The 17526-nt window shown below is 39.8% G+C and carries 15 protein-coding genes, 2 pseudogenes and 1 other annotated feature; of the genes and pseudogenes, 14 read left to right on the plus strand and 3 right to left on the minus strand.

The window, feature by feature from the left end; translation table 11 throughout:
* The first annotated feature begins 792 nt into the window (after positions 1-792).
* From R4146_RS08185 to R4146_RS08195, 3 genes and pseudogenes are all read left to right on the plus strand, one after another.
* Entirely contained in the window at positions 793-1137 is a 345-nt protein-coding gene (locus R4146_RS08185; protein ID WP_339960965.1) for a hypothetical protein, read from the plus strand.
* A gap of 60 nt (positions 1138-1197) precedes the next feature.
* Positions 1198-2162: pseudogene (locus tag R4146_RS08190) on the plus strand (chorismate-binding protein).
* Positions 2163-2164: 2 nt separating this feature from the next.
* Positions 2165-2764: an anthranilate synthase component II gene (locus R4146_RS08195; RefSeq protein WP_339960966.1), complete on the plus strand. Its 600-nt coding sequence runs from the start codon at positions 2165-2167 to the stop codon at positions 2762-2764.
* Here R4146_RS08195 and R4146_RS08200 read toward each other — a convergent pair.
* On the minus strand, positions 2736-3833 hold the full coding sequence (locus tag R4146_RS08200; protein WP_339960967.1) for a family 20 glycosylhydrolase: 1098 nt from the start codon (positions 3831-3833) through the stop codon (positions 2736-2738). The two genes, R4146_RS08195 and R4146_RS08200, sit on opposite strands and share 29 nt — an antisense overlap.
* A gap of 148 nt (positions 3834-3981) precedes the next feature.
* Between R4146_RS08200 and trpD the strand changes: the two genes are divergently transcribed.
* The 10 genes from trpD (at position 3982) to R4146_RS08250 (ending at position 14392) form a co-directional block, all read left to right on the plus strand.
* Positions 3982-4980: an anthranilate phosphoribosyltransferase gene (gene trpD / locus R4146_RS08205; RefSeq protein WP_339960968.1), complete on the plus strand. Its 999-nt coding sequence runs from the start codon at positions 3982-3984 to the stop codon at positions 4978-4980.
* 12 nt (positions 4981-4992) lie between these two features.
* Complete coding sequence (trpC, locus tag R4146_RS08210) at positions 4993-5775, plus strand: indole-3-glycerol phosphate synthase TrpC (protein WP_339960969.1); 783 nt, start codon at positions 4993-4995, stop codon at positions 5773-5775.
* On the plus strand, positions 5776-6357 hold the full coding sequence (locus R4146_RS08215) for a phosphoribosylanthranilate isomerase (RefSeq protein WP_339960970.1): 582 nt from the start codon (positions 5776-5778) through the stop codon (positions 6355-6357).
* Positions 6358-6370: 13 nt separating this feature from the next.
* Positions 6371-7561 carry a tryptophan synthase subunit beta gene (gene trpB, locus R4146_RS08220; RefSeq protein WP_339960971.1) on the plus strand — a complete coding sequence of 397 codons (1191 nt, stop codon included), beginning with the start codon at positions 6371-6373 and terminating at the stop codon, positions 7559-7561.
* Positions 7554-8330 carry a tryptophan synthase subunit alpha gene (gene trpA, locus R4146_RS08225; protein WP_339960972.1) on the plus strand — a complete coding sequence of 259 codons (777 nt, stop codon included), beginning with the start codon at positions 7554-7556 and terminating at the stop codon, positions 8328-8330. Before trpB ends, trpA begins: the two co-directional genes overlap by 8 nt.
* A 134-nt stretch (positions 8331-8464) precedes the next feature.
* On the plus strand, positions 8465-9883 hold the full coding sequence (locus tag R4146_RS08230) for an amino acid permease (RefSeq protein ID WP_339960973.1): 1419 nt from the start codon (positions 8465-8467) through the stop codon (positions 9881-9883).
* Positions 9884-10387: 504 nt separating this feature from the next.
* On the plus strand, positions 10388-11215 hold the full coding sequence (locus tag R4146_RS08235) for a 2-keto-4-pentenoate hydratase (protein ID WP_339960974.1): 828 nt from the start codon (positions 10388-10390) through the stop codon (positions 11213-11215).
* A gap of 104 nt (positions 11216-11319) precedes the next feature.
* Positions 11320-11853, plus strand: a complete 534-nt coding sequence (locus R4146_RS08240; RefSeq protein WP_339960975.1) for a hypothetical protein — start codon at positions 11320-11322, stop codon at positions 11851-11853.
* A gap of 94 nt (positions 11854-11947) precedes the next feature.
* Positions 11948-12186: a binding site (T-box leader), on the plus strand.
* A gap of 52 nt (positions 12187-12238) precedes the next feature.
* Complete coding sequence (locus R4146_RS08245; protein ID WP_339960976.1) at positions 12239-13402, plus strand: aminotransferase class I/II-fold pyridoxal phosphate-dependent enzyme; 1164 nt, start codon at positions 12239-12241, stop codon at positions 13400-13402.
* 24 nt (positions 13403-13426) lie between these two features.
* Positions 13427-14392 (plus strand): ketopantoate reductase family protein, encoded by a 966-nt coding sequence (locus R4146_RS08250; RefSeq protein ID WP_339960977.1) that lies wholly within the window; start codon positions 13427-13429, stop codon positions 14390-14392.
* Between the two features lie 11 nt (positions 14393-14403).
* Here the strand turns inward: R4146_RS08250 and thiD are convergent, their stop codons facing one another.
* Positions 14404-15210, minus strand: a complete 807-nt coding sequence (thiD, locus tag R4146_RS08255) for a bifunctional hydroxymethylpyrimidine kinase/phosphomethylpyrimidine kinase (RefSeq protein WP_339960978.1) — start codon at positions 15208-15210, stop codon at positions 14404-14406.
* 81 nt (positions 15211-15291) lie between these two features.
* Here thiD and R4146_RS08260 point away from each other — a divergent pair.
* Positions 15292-16375, plus strand: a pseudogene (locus tag R4146_RS08260) (Ldh family oxidoreductase).
* A 66-nt stretch (positions 16376-16441) separates the two neighbouring features.
* Here R4146_RS08260 and R4146_RS08265 read toward each other — a convergent pair.
* Positions 16442-17521: a PTS sugar transporter subunit IIC gene (locus tag R4146_RS08265; RefSeq protein WP_373695362.1), complete on the minus strand. Its 1080-nt coding sequence runs from the start codon at positions 17519-17521 to the stop codon at positions 16442-16444.
* Between the last annotated feature and the right edge of the window lie 5 nt (positions 17522-17526).

Raw genomic sequence — 17526 nt, forward strand, 5'->3', positions numbered from 1 at the left:
CCTAGCTGGCTTTAATAATTTGTTTTCGTTGAAAGAAACAGATTATCAGAATAATCCTAGCCAGGTGATTTTCACACCTAGCTAGCTAAAATCAAAAGTTATGACTTTACTACTTAGATGCGAACGCGTAAGTACGTCCGCATCATATGTACGAACGTACTAATTAAAGTAATAATAGCCATAAAAATAATTTTGTTTTAGCATTAAATTATTCATAATTAACAATTCCTTTCCTGTTTGAATGTCTTAATTAAACCATGCCTAAAATTAAAAATCAACCATTATTTTTAATTTTATTTTAATTTATTGATTATTTGAAACTGGTATATATAGAAATAAAGCGATTTTTGGGAACTATAATATTAATTTGATTTAATTTTATTGCCATTTTTAGTTGACAAGAATGAGAACATCATCTAAACTTAGACTCAATTAAATGATTCGTCCGTAAAAACCAATGATGTGGAGATCAAGATTGTTGTGCACGTAAAGAGAGTCACCGATTATGGGAATGTGACCGAACGCAGGCAGTTAAATGGACCACGGAGGGTTCTTCCGAAAAATTAACTTTGAGTACGGAGAAACGTTAGGCATACGTCAGTTGCCGGGGGTGTGAACACGCACCTCGCTAAGGAGGGATTGGTTTAATGGCTATTTAGGCACTTATTAGGTAGCGATTGGACCAGTCTAATTAAGGTGGCACCGCGGAATAAATCCGTCCTTAACAAAGCATTAGTTGCGTTGTTATGGGCGGATTTTTTTAATGCAATTAAAAATCTGAGGTGAAGATATTTGAAAATTAAATCACAGTTAAAGCAATATCGCCATTCTTATTCCTACCTACCTGTTAGTTACACTCTTTCCATTCACGATTTTAATGCCTTTAAATTAATTGAGCATTTTGATCCCCAGCATAAAAATAGCATGCTATTGACCCATCAAAATGGGCGAATGCAAACCGTAGTGGTTAATCCTAAGGCCATCATTACCGCTCGTAATGGTCACGTTGAAGTAACCAAGCATCATCAACGCCAGCTGATCGATGAATCACCAGTGACATATTTAAAACAACTGGTTGATCAATACCGCGTTCCTAGAATAGCTCAAATGCCAGCGTTTACCACGGGATTGATTTGATATTTCAGTTACGATTTTGCGCAATACGTTAATCACCATCTAAAATCAGTTCCAGACCAACTGCAACTAGCGGACTATGACTTAATGTTACCGAATGTGGTCATTAACTATGACACTGCTAGTCGTCAAATGACGTTAACGCAGTTGATTAAGGCTGATGATCTTGAAACTAGTTATGACGCAACCGTCACCAAACTATCAGGATATGCCAAAGATTTGTGCACCATTTTACAACGGCCAATAGAATTACCAGCATCCGTTGAATTAACGAGTCCATTTCATAATCAATTTGATTTACCAGCGTTTGATAAACGGGTGGCACAGGTTAAGCAACATATCCATCAAGGCGACGTGTTTCAATTGATTCTTTCGAATCCATATCTTGCATCAGCGAAGGGTTCACTAATTAATACGGCTGCTGATTTGAATGAATATGTTGAATCACCATATCACTTTTACTTTACTCACAATGACTTTGAGGCAACCGGCGCATCCCCAGAAACGTTGATTCGCAAACAAGCTGACCACCTATTCAGTTACCCTCTTTCGGGAACCAGAAGACGTGGGCACACAGTGAGCGAAGATGTACAATTTGCGACTGAATTACAAACAAGCCCTAAGGAATTAGCTGAACATAACATGTTAGTTGATTTAGGCAGAAATGACCTAGGCCGGGTCAGTCAATTCGGCAGCGTTCAGGTCACTAAACTGTGGATATCATTGCAGCAACCCTACCGGCTGGAACGTTATCGGGAGCGCCTAAAATTTCCGCAATGCAAATTATCAGCAAGTTAGAACAACGGAAACGCGGAATTTATGGTGGTGGCATCGGATACATTGACTTTAATGGCGACTTGGATCTATGCATCGGCATTCGATTAGCGTATAAAAATGGCTCCCAAATGGTAGTCCATTCAGGAGCCGGGATCGTTGCTGATAGTGATGCTGATCAAGAATATCACGAATTTAAAAATAAGAGTCGCTTGATGATGAACGTATTGCAACCCAATCAGGAGGTGCATTAAAGATGATCTTAGTAATTGATAACTACGATAGTTTCACCTATAACCTAGTGCAAGCAATCGGGAACTTAACTGAACAGTCGTTACTGGTGTTAAAGAACGATGAAGTAACTTTGGCCGATTTAAACCGGCCAAAGTTAACGGGATTGGTATTATCACCTGGGCCAGGGCGGCCAGAAGATGCAGGCAACATGAATGCAGTTTTAAAAGCAGCAATTGGTAAAGTTCCCATTCTAGGGGTTTGCCTAGGCCATCAGGCCATTGGTGAAGTATATGGAGCTCAAGTAGTAAATGCACCTCAACTAATGCATGGGAAAACAGATACATTAACTCAATTACGACCTAGTAAGTTATTTCATAACTGTGCGGAACGATTCACGATCGGTCGATATCACTCGTTAGTAATTGATCCACAAACGATTCCATCATCACTGACTGTCACTGGAGTAGCTAGTGATGGCACGATTCAATCCGTAGCTGATGATGAAAATGAGGTGTTCGGCGTTGAATTTCATCCAGAATCTATTATGACGGATGCAACGGCTGCTAATACGATTTTTCATAACTTCATTACGCTTACTTCACAGTTAACTTACCAGCATTGATTCGCTTGAGGTATGCGGTAATCCAAGGCTTAAGGCTCTTGATCGTTTTGTCAACGCTCAATTCAGGCTTGGAATCATACCAGATACTAACTGCTGAACCGGCAATGTTTTTCGAAGCACTGACCTTTTGATAAAAGGTCTTGGCATTGAAAATATTTTCGCCCCAGTATTTATTTAAGTCCTTGACGTAATACTTATAGTTCTTCTGACTCGTAAAGCTTTTTTCAGCTAGTAAGTATAAGAAGTAAGAATTAGTGTTAATGACCTTATGATTACTCTTCAGCAGTTCAGTTGGTGAGGCATTGATTTTAATGTTGGAAGCAGAAACTGAAGCGCTCGATTTATCTTCAGATTGACTCCAGTATTCAATAAGAATGTTTTTATTCAATTGCTTATAAGTAAGTTTTAGGGCACTGTCGTTGTAGATCCACATGGGATGACCAACCAAGGCGGCATTTAAATTATTATCAAACTTTAATAACGCCTTGCGAGCCTTGTTGCCAGATATGATCAGTTCATCTCCACCAGTTCCAACTGGGGTGTCGAGCGGCAAGATCGGTAAGTATTCGCCAAAGAGTTGGTTCACAAATTTTTGGGTCGTAGCACTACTGAACTTGAGCTGATTGTTAGATGCATCATAAACTTTTTTATCTAACGCTGAATTCGTAGTTTTTAAGATTGCATGTAACCCCTCAACATGACCAGGAACATCGATTTCAGGGATTACAGTAACCTGCTTGCTTTGACCATATTGAATTAATTGGCTGAGTTGATTTTTACTTAAAAATAGCTTTTTCGTTTTGGAATTATAGTGGAGGCCATTTTTCATCGTTGGGTACTTATCAGTCGTTTGACCCAGCGTCTGGCTTTCAATGGCAAAGTCTTCGTCGTCAGTCAGGTGCAATTTAATATAATTACCGTGTGTTTTAGCAATCGTATCAATTAACTGTTCGATTTGACTAACGTTAGCTGGATTTCTGGCTTCATCGTAGTCCAATCCATGCCAGGATTTAGTTTGGGCATTGGCATGGATTCCATTCATGCCAATCACTGCCAAAATAGTCACCATTAGTATCATTAAATATTTTTTGAAATTCATAAATAATCACCCACTTTGTCTCATATCATATCACTTTAGTGGAGTGAATTGTTGAACAATGTCAAGATGCAATTGAAATTTAATTAACTTGTAAAGACTTAACCCAGGGGGTAATAAAATGATTAATACCACAATTAAAAAAGTAACCGCAAATGATGATTTAACTTTTGAAGAAATGAACCAAGTAATGGATGAAATTATGGATGGGGATGCAACTCCAGTCCAAATTGCAGCTATGTTGACGGCTTTAACGACTAAGGGCACAACGGTGACTGAGATTGCAGGAGCTGCTCGTTCCATGCGCGCCCATGCAGCTGAATTTGATCAACAACAAGCAGCACTAGACATCTCAGGAACCGGTGGAGACCATTCCAATTCGTTTAACATTTCTACGACTACTGGACTGGTAGTTGCTAGCTTAGGAATTCCAGTGGTCAAACATGGAAATCGGGCAGCTTCATCGAAAAGTGGGGCTGCTGATATGCTACAAGCGCTAGGCTTTGACATTAACTTGTCAGCGGCTGCTAGTGAACAGATGTTAGTTGATCGGAATTTCTGTTTCTTATTTGCTCAAAAATACCATCAAGCCATGAAGTATGTAGCAGGGGTCCGAAAGGAACTAGGGATTCGGACCATTTTCAATATCTTAGGCCCATTAGCTAACCCGGCCCATGCTCAACACCAATTGCTCGGGGTCTATGATGAAGCATTATTATTGCCAATGGTGAAGGTATTGAAACAATTAGGCGTTACCAATGCAAAGGTCATTTTTGGAACGGATGGATTGGACGAAGCCTCTATTTCCGCACCCACCAAGGGAATTTCATTAGTTAACGGACAATTGACGCCATTCACAATCACTCCTGAATCATTGGGATTAACTAGAGCATCCAAGGCCGATATTATTGGTGGGACGCCAGCTGACAATGCGCAAATTACCCGCGATATTTTAAATGGGATGAAGGGACCCAAGCGCGATATTGTATTGCTCAATGCGGGCTTAGCAATTAACACTGCTGATCCCACCATTACCATTTCGGAAGGCATTCATATGGCAGCCAATGCAATTGATAGCGGCCAAGTTAACCAGTTATTAACAGATTTATTAGCATATTAAGGAGGAACTAAGATGATTTTAGATGACCTAGTAGCAGCAACTAAAAAGCGAATTGAAGCAGAACAGCGTGCCATCCCATTAACGACGTTACAACAAACGATTGCTAAAATGCCTAAACCAGACCCTAGTTTAGTGTATCAACGGTTTTTAAGACCGGGAATTCATGTGATCGGTGAGGTCAAACAAGCTTCACCATCTAAGGGACAAATCGTTGACCACTTTCCATACTTAGAAATTGCTAAGGATTATGATAATGCTAACGTTGGCGCCATTTCAGTCCTAACGGAACCCGATTATTTCAAGGGTAAATTAGCATACTTAAAAACGATTGCACAGAATGTGTCAGTGCCCGTGTTAAGAAAAGACTTTACGATCAATTCATACATGCTATACCAAGCAAGAGCGGCTGGAGCTCAAATCGTGTTGTTGATCGTAGCGATCTTAACCCCGGATCAATTAAAGGCACTCCTTAATTTGGCTGATCAATTAGGATTAGCTGCCATCGTTGAAGCCCATGATGAAACCGAAGTTAAAACGGCAATCAATGCGGGGGCGCAAATGATTGGCGTGAACAATCGGAATTTAAAGAACTTTACGGTCTCATTTGAAAATAGTATTAAATTACGGCCCCTAGTGCCCAAGTCAATTGCATTTATTGCTGAAAGCGGAGTTAAAAACCAAGCAGATATTAAGGAGCTGCACCGAATTGGGGTCAATGGCGTTTTAATCGGTGAAACCCTGATGGAATCAAATGACCGTGAACAATTTATTCGAACAGCCCAGGAGCGTGATTAGATGACACAAATTAAGATCTGTGGCCTACAAACTCCACGGGATGCTGCCATCATTAATCAATCTCGACCAGACTTTGCAGGGGTTGTGTTTGCCGCTGGGCGTCATCAAGTGTCACCGGACCAGGCTAAGTTAATTAGACAACATGTTGATGCAAAGATTCCACTAGTGGGGGTATTTATGAACGCTCCTGAATCAATGATCAAGGATCTATATGATCAACATATTATTCAAATTGCCCAATTGCACGGTGATGAAGATGAATCAATGGTACGTGCATTGCAAGCACATCACATCCCAGTTATTAAGGTCTTTAAACCAACTGATGAGAAAGCTAAGTTCACTAATGCTGAAATGGTCATGTTCGACAGTGGGGGTGGTTCTGGGCGGACGCTTGATTGGCAGCAAATTCCATCAATTGATCAACCCTTAGCCCTAGCCGGTGGGTTGAATCCAGCGAATGTATCGAAAGCAATTGAAATCGTTCAACCAACAATGGTGGACGTTAGTAGTGGCGTAGAAGTTTCCGGCCAGAAAGATTTAGCATTAATAACGGCAATGGTTACGATTGCCCATAGAAAATAAGGAGTGGATTAACATGTCAAAAAATAACGGTCGTTTTGCAGAATACGGGGGCCAATATGTGCCCGAAACCCTAATGGGTGAATTAAACAAGTTAGCTGATGTATATGAACAAGCTAAGCAGGATCCTAATTTTCAAACTGAATTACATGATTTATTAAATAATTACGCTAACCGGCCTTCGTTACTATACTATGCTAAACGCATGACTGAAGACCTCGGGGGCGCCCAAATTTACTTTAAACGAGAGGATTTGAACCACACAGGGGCCCACAAAATTAACAACGTTATTGGCCAAGCCCTTTTGGCTAAACGGATGGGGAAGCGCCGTTTGATCGCTGAAACTGGTGCAGGGCAACATGGGGTTGCCACAGCTACGATTGCAGCGTTGTTCGGGATGGACTGTGAGATTTTTATGGGCAAAGAGGATACTGATCGACAACGCTTAAACGTTTATCGGATGCAATTACTAGGGGCTAAGGTCCATGCGGTGACATCTGGTTCTAAGGTGTTAAAAGATGCCATCAATGCAGCATTGCAAGAATTTGCAGCACGGCCTGATGATACTTTTTATGTCATGGGTTCAGCAACTGGGCCCCACCCATATCCAACCATCGTACGGGACTTCCAAAGCGTCATTAGTCAAGAATCGAAGGCCCAGATGCAAGCATTAACTGGAAAATTACCAGATAAAATTATTGCCTGCGTGGGTGGCGGGAGTAACGCCATCGGTAGTTTTGCTAACTACATTAATGATCCTAGCGTTGAACTAATTGGAGTGGAAGCAGCTGGTAAGGGCGTTGATACCGATTTAACAGCGGCCACCATTGAAAAGGGGCGATTAGGAGTGTTTCATGGGATGAAGTCATTATTCCTCCAAAATCAGATGGGCCAGATCAAACCAGTTTACTCTATCTCAGCTGGACTAGATTATCCAGGAGTAGGGCCAGAACATGCAGCATTAGCAGCTGCTAAACGGGCTCGCTACGTTGGAATTACCGATGATGAAGCCGTAGCAGCATTTGAATACATTGCTAAGGAAGAAGGCATTATTGCAGCCATTGAAAGCTGTCATGCGGTTGCGTACGTTCAAAAACTAGCACCCACCCTTAGTAAGGATCAGACGATTATTTGTACACTATCAGGACGTGGCGACAAGGATGTTGCTGCAATTGCTAAATACCGGGGAGTTGATTTAAATGAATAAAATTGAACAAGCATTTCAAGATCATAAACAGTTGATTGGATTCGTAACGGCTAACGATCCAGATATGCAAACGACCGTTAACAATGTAGTCGCCCTTGCCAAAGGTGGCGCTGGAATTGTAGAAATTGGGATTCCGTTCTCAGACCCAGTTGCAGACGGCCCAGTGATTCAAAAGGCTGATTTAAGAGCCCTACGTGATCCAGAACTATCTTTACAACGGATTTTTACGGCAGTAGATGAAATTAGAACTCAAACCAACGTGCCATTAGTATTTTTAACCTACTTAAACGTGGTTTTACAGTATGGCTATGAACGTTTCTGTCAGGATTGTCAAAAACACGGTGTTAGTGGAGCAATTATTCCGGATTTACCATATGAAGAACAAGATGAATTGCTGCCGTTAATGAATCAATACCAGCTAGCATTGATTCAATTAATTACGCTCAATTCTGGTTCACGAATTGAGAAAATTGCCCAACGAGCAAGTGGCTTTATTTATTTAGTATCTTCACTAGGGGTAACCGGTGAACGTGATCACTTTTCCAATCAATTAAGTCGAGTGGTCAATTCGATTAAGGCAGTGACCGATGTACCCGTAGCGATTGGCTTTGGAGTGCATTCTACAGAACAGGCCCACGAACTAGTTCAATTTGCTGATGGAGTCATTATTGGTAGTGCATTTGTTAAGCTAGTAGCCACTCACAAAGAACACGCCCCCGAACACTTATCACAATTTGCAAGTGAAATTAAGAACGCAATTACTGATTGATGTAATAAATATTCAAAAAAATGTCTTATATGTTATAAAAAGTGACATATGCTATTGACTTCTGTATATAATTAGAATATGATTAGATAAATTATAACATTTATAATTTTATTCTAATTTAGGGAGTGAATAGCATGGATATTTTTAGAAAGAAAGATTTAACTAAGATTACTGCTAACGCCACCCCGTTAAAGCGAAGCCTACATACAATGGACCTTACTTTATTAGGGATTGGTGAAATTATTGGAACTGGAATCTTTGTTTTAACTGGAAAGGCCTCCTTAACTGCTGGTCCTTCGATTATTGTTTCATTTATCATCGCCGCCATTTGTTGTGGATTTGCCGGACTTTGTTATGGTGAATTTGCATCGATTGCACCAATTTCTGGATCGGCTTATACCTATTCATACATTGCATTCGGTGAATTGATCGCCTTTATCATTGGGTGGGACTTGATTTTGGAATATGCATTAGGGGCGTCAGCCGTTGCAGTAGGGTGGTCAGGATATTTAGTCAGCTTATTGCATAGCTTTGGCATTAATATTCCGATTCAAATTGCTAGCGCGGCTGGTACGACTCCTGGTGTTGTTTCATACTTTAACTTACCAGCATTCCTATTAATCATCGTATTAACATCAATCATCGCGATGGGCATCAATCAAACGAAAAAAATTAACGACATCATGGTATTCGTTAAAATTGGGGTTATTATCCTATTTATCGTTTCAACATTTTGGGCTATCAAGAGTCAAAACTGGCGGCCATTTGCACCTTATGGTTGGTACTCATTTAACCACGGCATTGCTTCTGGAATTATTCCGGGGGCCTCAATTGTTTTCTTCTCATTCATTGGATTCGATGCTGTATCATCCAGTGCTGAAGAAACAGTTAATCCTAGTAAAACATTACCCAGAGGGATTATGTTTTCACTATTGATCTCAACGGTGCTGTACATTTTAATGACGTTAATTATGACGGGGGTAGTTAAATATACTGCATTCGCCCAATACTTAAACGATCCAGTAATTGCCGTACTACGTTCAACTGGTCAAACATGGCTATCAGTTATTGTTAGTTTTGGAGCCATTTTAGGAATGACAACGGTTACGATGGTTTCATTATATGGACAAACCCGGATTAGTTACTCAATGGGTAGAGATGGATTATTTCCAAAATTCTTTGGTGACGTTAATCCAAAGCGTCAAACGCCAGTTAAGTGTACTTGGTTCTTTGGCATCGTCACTACACTGATTGCAGGATTGGTTAACTTAAATGTTCTTTCCGAATTATTTAACATTGGGACATTAACTGCATTTATCCTTGTGTCTGCTGGTATTATTTGGATGCGTAAAAAACACCCCGAAATCCACCGCGGCTTCAAAGTTCCTGGGGTACCAGTAGTACCATTAATTTCAATTGCATTCTGTATTCTATTAATTTTAGGATTGAATTGGGAAACTTGGGTTCGGTTCTTGGTATGGTTTGTAATCGGGTTAGTTGTATACTTGCTATACGGCAAGCGTCACTCTAAATTAAATCAAGATGCGAAATAAATTAAAAATAAATGATAAAAAGTGTTGACTTTATAATTTTAGGGTATATACTTGTAGTCAATCAGATAAACAAATAGCGATTATAAGAAAAAACGCAGAAGTCAATTTTATAGAGACCATTGGGTTGGTGGAACAATGGATTGAGATTTCAAGTCGTTATCATTCTTTAGTTAGTGAGCTGAAATTGAGTAAGCCCCACCGGATGCACCCGTTATCATGCCAGCGTATCGTTTAATAACCGTACGTAAAGGTCAAACTAACTATTTAGTTTGATAAATAAAAGGTGGTAACGCGCATGAGCGCCCTTGGATTCCCAATTCGGGAATGCAGGGGCGCTTTTTGTTTAACTGAAAATAATAAGTAGAAAGAAGTGGTTCGTATGAAATCCGAGATTAGTAACAATTCAGATGACGGACAGATTCAGATTAAAAACTACATTGAAATGAAAATACGAATCACAATCTCAAATTATGATTCGTTCTAAATTATAAGGAGCGATTTATTATGACAACTACTAACACTAACCAAGAAAATGTAACCCTATTAAACTTAAACGACACTGAAGAAAAATTAGCCCAAGCATTATTCAATGCTTATACTAATCGTGAAGCCCTAAAGATGGACGAATGGACAGATTTATTGAATGATGAAGATGCCTCATATCGAGTTCAACGCCGATTAATGGAATTAAAGGATCAACCCCTAGGGGGATACAAAGTTAGTTTAACTAGTAAGCAAACTCAAGACATGTTTGATTCAACAGAACCATTGTATGGCGCCCAAGTGCAAAATCACTTTGTTAAATCACCAGCAACCCTTTCATTAAGTAGTAACTTAATGGATCCATTAGCTGAAGTTGAATTAGTCTTTAAGGCTAAGGAAGACTTATCACCAGAAGATTCATTAGAAGAATTAGCTCGTAAGACTACGGTTGCCTCAGGGGTTGAAGTTCCTGATTCACGCTTCTCAGATTGGTTCCCATCACTATCTAAATACTTAGTAATGGCAGATGCTGCCGTCGGCGGATACGTCGTGTATGGTGATGAACGTGACACCACTGATTTTGCCTTGAAGGACTTAGAAAACGTTCATACTAAGCTATATCATGATGGCAAAGAAGAAGTAGACGGGGTCTCATCAGAAGTATTAGGTAACCCCCTTAATTCACTTCACTGGCTAGTTAAGAAACTACATGAACAAGGCCAATCATTTAAGGCTGGCCAACGAGTATCATCCGGAACATTCTTATTACCACCACGGTTAACTGAAGGTAAATGGACCGCTAAGTTCGACAACGGCTTTAGCGACGTTGAAGTAAACGTTACCGACTAAAATTTAATGATTATCATTGAGCAGGATTCAATTCTTTTAAATTGAATCCTGCTTTTAGTTTGTCGTAAAATAGATGTTATTAATATGTAAAGGAGGGAATCAAATTGAACTTATTAACCGCTCAGGAGCTAGTTACGACCATAGTTACATCGCTTTCAGCGATTATAGCTGTATTTCAATATGTTTGGAATAGTCGACCCCATTATCAGGTTTTAAAATCAATTAATAACTATAGTATTGGTGAACCTAAGGACAGTTTATCAATTCAAATTGCTAATACTGGTAAACTGAAAATGAATATTGCATTAAAAGGCATTACTAATAGCAAGCATGATGGGTCTAATCAACACTTTGCGGATGCGATTAGTTTTCCAAAATCAATGACTGACTTTAAAAGTTTTGATCCAAATGAGGTCGGGACGTTAATTGAGTTTAGTTCGAAGGGCTTTTATCAGTTAATTACCTACCGCTCTAACTCTAAATTTTTGAGTCAAGTCCAAAGTCGAATTAAACAACAAGCACCAATTGAATTCTATGTTTGGACCATTGACTATCGACAACAAAAACGACCATTATACGTTAAAATTGGTGTAGACACTGGTTTTTACCGTAATCTAACCGCGTTACTTAACCACTAAATCATCTTGGATTATTTGAAATTAATTAAATTAGGTGTTGACATTAATCATAAAAGAATTAAAATATGATTAGAAACTATAAATAACTAATTACATAAACAAGGTGAGCAGGAAAGTAATTTAATTCAGCTACTCAGAAAATTTGCGGTTGATGCGAGCAGATTAGCGGGAATTAAATGAAAATGGCCTGTGATTTGGTATTATCGATATTTAGATAATGATGGGTTGGCATCTCATTACTGATGCACACGTTTGAAAGAGATTTCAGTCGTTAATAAGGAATTCATTATTGAATTTAAATTAGAATGGTACCACGGTTGCCCCGTTTCTATTAATTTAGAAACGGGGCTTTTTGTTTATTGATTAAAGAAAGAAGGCTCTTCCAATGGATCTATCCAATAAAATTAATAACTCAGTTAAAAGTATGAAAACAAATCAAATTGTCGAGTTCAATCTAAAGATTGCCGACATTCCAGGTCTCATCTCACTAACCTATGGTGAGCCAGACTTTCCAACGCCTCAACACATCAAGGATGCTGCTATTAAGGCCATTAATGAAAATAAGAGTCACTATACTGACCCCCGTGGTGTGTTACCATTACGACAAAACGCCGTTAAATTTCTCAAGGAGAAGTATAACTTAGATTATGATCCCGATACTCAAATTACCACAACGGTCGGCTTGGCTGAGGGGATTCATGACGTTTTTACCACGATTTTAAATCCAGGCGATGAAGTTATCATCCCAACGCCAACCTATCCTTTATATGCTGCTAACGTTGAATTTAACCAAGCTACGCCGATCTTTATTGATACATCTAAGGATAATTTTTTATTAACGCCAGATAAACTAAAGCAAACATTTGCTGAGCATCCCAACGCTAAGGCAATTATCATCAACTATCCTAACAATCCAATTGGTAATACTTATACTAAAGCAGAATTACAAGCACTAGCAGATGTGATCAAACAACATGAAGTATTCCTAATCAGTGATGAAATCTATAGTGAAATGACGTATGACGAACCACATACTTCATTTGGAACCCTATTACCTGATCAAACCATCGTAATGAACGGTGCTTCCAAGACCTTTGCAATGACTGGTTGGCGGATTGGAATCGTCTGTGGACCAGCTAACATCATTAGTAAGATCAACGCAGTTCATACGTTGATTAATACCAATGCGACTGATAACGCTCAATACGCTGCTAGTGAGGCATTCAAAAATGGTGCTAATGATGGACAACTAATGAAGCAAACATACGAAAAACGGCGCAAGTTACTTCGGGATGGGTTAACTAAGGCTGGATTTACTAGTCCAGAACCAAGTGGTGCCTTTTATATCTTAGCTAAGATTCCAGATCAATTTGAACAAGATAGTTACAAGTTCGGTTATCAACTGGCTAAGGAAGCAAAGGTCGGCATCATGCCCGGTGCTATTTTTGGTCCTGGTGGGGATGGCTACGTTCGATTTAGCTATGCCGCTAGTACCGAAGATTTGACCGAAGTGGTTAAAAGAATCCAAAAATTTGTTGATGAACATTAATAAAACAGAGAGGAATGATGATTAATGAAATATGCTATTTTAGGTGCTGGTGGAATGGGGCTTCACTTTGGAACGTTGTTACAAGATATTGGATACCATGTTGATTTTATCGATACCTGGGCACCCCAAGTTGAAGCAATTCGCAAACAACACGGTGTCTATGTTTCAAGACGGGGCCAAGATCGCCATCTAGTTGAAATCGATAATATTTACTATCCAGAAGAATATGATGGTGACCCAGATGTGGTGATTCCATTTACGAAGCAAATTGGCCTAGCGGATATGTTAAAACGGTGTGCGCACTTCTTTAACGATAAGCAATATGCCGTTACGTTGATGAACGGAATGGGCCATATTGAAAAAATTGATGAATACTTTCCTAAACAACATGTAATTGGTGGAACTGCATTAATCGGTAGCATCTTAACTAAACCTGGCGAAGTTGACTATGTCGCTAAAAAGGGAACGGGGTCATGTAATTTAGCTAATCAAACTGAACACATTGATGACACTACGCGTGAAATTGCTAAGGAATTTACAGAAGCCGGTTTGAATGCCACCATTCATGAAAACTTCATGGGCACGTTATTGGCCAAGGTCATTTTTAATTCCGTCTTGAACAGTCTAGCAACCAGTTTCCAATGTTCATATGGAGAATTCATTGCCTCACCATCAGCTAAGCCCCTTAGTATTGACCTAATTAACGAAGCATTTGATGTGTTCGAACGAGCTAATATTAAATTAATCGGGACGCGTGAAGAAGTTTGGCATACCATCTACCATACGGCCCACGATATTAACCCTGAACATTATCCATCTATGTACCAAGATTTAGTGACGGATCGACCAACTGAGGTGGAATATATTAATGGATATATCTATCGGTTAGGCCTAAAGCACGGCTACATTGCGCATTCACATAAATTTGCGATCAATCTAGTGCATATTGCTGAAAAATTACACCAAACGCGCGAAAATAAAAAAGATTAAATCGAGATGATTTAATCTAATTGCTGCCCAGCCCAATGGTTGATGGGACCATGGTCATGACCAACAATGATGGGATGTTCAATTGTTTGATCAACATAGCGTTTAGCCTTGATGATGGCTGCTTTGATGTCAGTCCCCTTAGCTAATTCAGCCGTGATTGCAGCCGATAGGGCATCCCCAGTTCCATTTTTTCGCTTAGTCTTCAGATAACGACCGGGGAGGATAAAATGTTCACCAGATGCTAATAGTACTAAATCATCAGTCTTATGCTTAGATTGTTCATTACGCCCTTTGATAATGACATTATTACAGCCAAGTAGCTGAATTGAGCGGGCAGCCGTTAACATTGTTTGATGATCAACAATTTGAATATTGGTTAATTTTTCGGCTTCTTGATAGTTCGGCGTACTAACCGTAGCTAATGGCAATAGTGTCGTCTTTAAATAATCAATGGTGGCATCATCAATTAGTTTTTCACCAGTCTTAGCATAGATAACGGGATCGACGATAAGTGGCATTGAAGGATACTTTCGAGCAATTGAACTTACCCATTTAATTAGTGCCCGCGATGATAACAAGCCGGTCTTATAAGCACGAATTTGATAATCGGCAGTTAACGCCGCAAATTGTTGTTTGATAAATGATAGTGGTAATGGTTGTTCAGCTACTAATCCCATCGAATTAGTAGCCACAACATCAGTGATTACTGATAATCCATAAACTTTTAATGCACTCATGGTCTTTAGATCAATTGGCATCCCACCGCCACCGTCATTATCAAACCCAGCAATCGATAGGGCTTGTGGATATTGATTCATATTTAGGTCTCCTTTGTTAATTAATATTTACATTATATCAAAATATTTCCACGTTCAATTAAAATTATAGGAGTGATAAAAATGAAAATTAACGCTGAAGATGAACGAACATACTTGCAAACCGTCTTTAATAAAAGTGGTTTTTCCACCGCAGACAGTGATTTATTAGCTGACACCTTAGTTGATGCTGATTTACGAGGGATTTCATCCCATGGGATTCAACGGTTAGCTTGGTATCTAAAGATGGTCAAGGATGGGACCATTAATCCCCATAATAAATTAAAAGTATTGAAGGAAAGCCCCAACAGTCTATTGATCGATGCTAATCAGAACATGGGTCAAATTGCTTGTAACTACGCGATGGATGAATTGATTAAAAAAGCTAAAGCATCCGTGATTTCAATTGCAGTCATCCGAAATTCCAATCACTTTGGAACGGCTGGCTATTGGGCCCGTAAGGCAGTAGCAAAGGGGTTAATTGGAATCGCATTTACGAACACCCGGCCGCTAGTCGTACCTACCAATGCCCTTGAAGCGTTCTTAGGTTCAAATGCATTTGCATTTACATTCCCAGCCGAACCACATCCATTTGTATTTGATGGGGCGACGTCAGTGGTTTCTGGTGGAAAGATTCAAGTTTTAGATAAGAAGAAACAACCACTCCCCGGTGAATGGGCGGTTGATAAGCAACGTAATGTGGTCTCAGATGCCAAACAAGCAGAAGACATTTTAGCCACAGCTGCCCTTACGCCTAATCAAAAGGGTGGTGGGGTGTTGACCCTTGGTGGTGCCGATGAACATAATTCTAACTACAAAGGGTTCGGGAACTCACTAGTTGTTGAACTATTAACTGGAATTTTAGCGCAAGGTTCCATTTCAGCTGATACCAACGTAGGAAAACATGACTTTAGTCAATGCTTATTAACCATTGATCCTAGTTTCTTTGGTGACATTGATGCATTACGCACAAAGGCCACTGATATGTTCAACCGAATTCGGAACTTAGACCACGGTGCCAGGGACTGAAATTAAAATTCCTGGTGACCGTGAGTACCGTAACTATGCGGAAAATCAAAAGCATGGAGTCAGTATTGACGATGTGACAGCATCTCAAATTCAAACGATTGCTGATGAATTAGATATTGAAGCTCCCAAATCAATTTAATTAACGCTCATTTAATGCAAAAAAATAGTTCAACCAATTGGTTGAACTATTTTTTTAGTGGTTATTTTATACTAGGTCGATCGTCATATCGCCCTTCTTGATCTTATGAGTAGCACGGAGGAACTTACCCAATACGTATGATACTACGGCTGGGATAATTACCCCTAATACTAAGTATAAGATGAACTTACTCATGCTTTCTGATGCAAGTGTGATGGGGGCAATCAATGAGTTCAAGCCTAGTCCAGCAATCTTGAATGAAACACTGAACTTAAAGAAGATGGTTCCGATTGGTGCTAAGACTGCCGCACAGAGTAACCCAGGAATTGCAATGTAGAAGTTCTTTGTGATGTTCCCAAATTGAACTTTAGGCGTGATGATTCCTTGTGCGATATTAGCACCAGGTTTGTTTTCACTAAATGACATTGCAACGTAACTAACGAATTGAGCAGTAGTTCCGATCAATGCAGCTCCAGATGATAGTGGGTCAAGCATTACCGCAATGGCTAGTGCTGCCGATGAAGCGGGAGTCAGTAAGAACAATGCCCAAACTACTGACCCTAAAAGTGGGTTAATCTTCATTGTGTCAGCAATAACACCGGATAGCCAAACCAATGCTGGCGTGGTTACAGCTGCCATTCCTAAAGCAACAAGGGTTCCTAATAGGGTAGCAGCAAATGGTACCAAGAACATATCTAATGGGGTCTTCCCAGTTAAATACTTTCCGATCAATGTTGCAACTACCGCACCACCAAGGGCACTAACTGGTTGTCCAATCATAAACACAGCTGAACCAGCTGGTTGAGGTAGTAAATGGCCCGTTGCCGTTAATGCATTAACGGGTCCGCTAGTGAAGAATACATTATTAGCACCAACCGTAGCTGCAACCATTGAACTGAATAATACCAATGTGTTCGTCTTCAATTGAGAAGCAACTGCGGCTCCAATTGCTGGTGCCATTAAGTACTGACAAATCAAGCCGATTTGAGCTAATGCACTCCAATGAACGAAATTAGAAATTGCACCAATTAATAATCCAACCCCTAAAGTGACTAAAATGGCATTTGACACCCCGTTAAATACTAAGTAGACGCTTTCTTTAAAACTAGTTTTGGCAGTGATGTCAGACATATTTGCCGCGTTCATTTTTG

The sequence above is a fragment of the Nicoliella lavandulae genome, assembly GCF_037546185.1.
GTDB classification, from domain to species: Bacteria; Bacillota; Bacilli; order Lactobacillales; family Lactobacillaceae; genus Nicoliella; species Nicoliella lavandulae.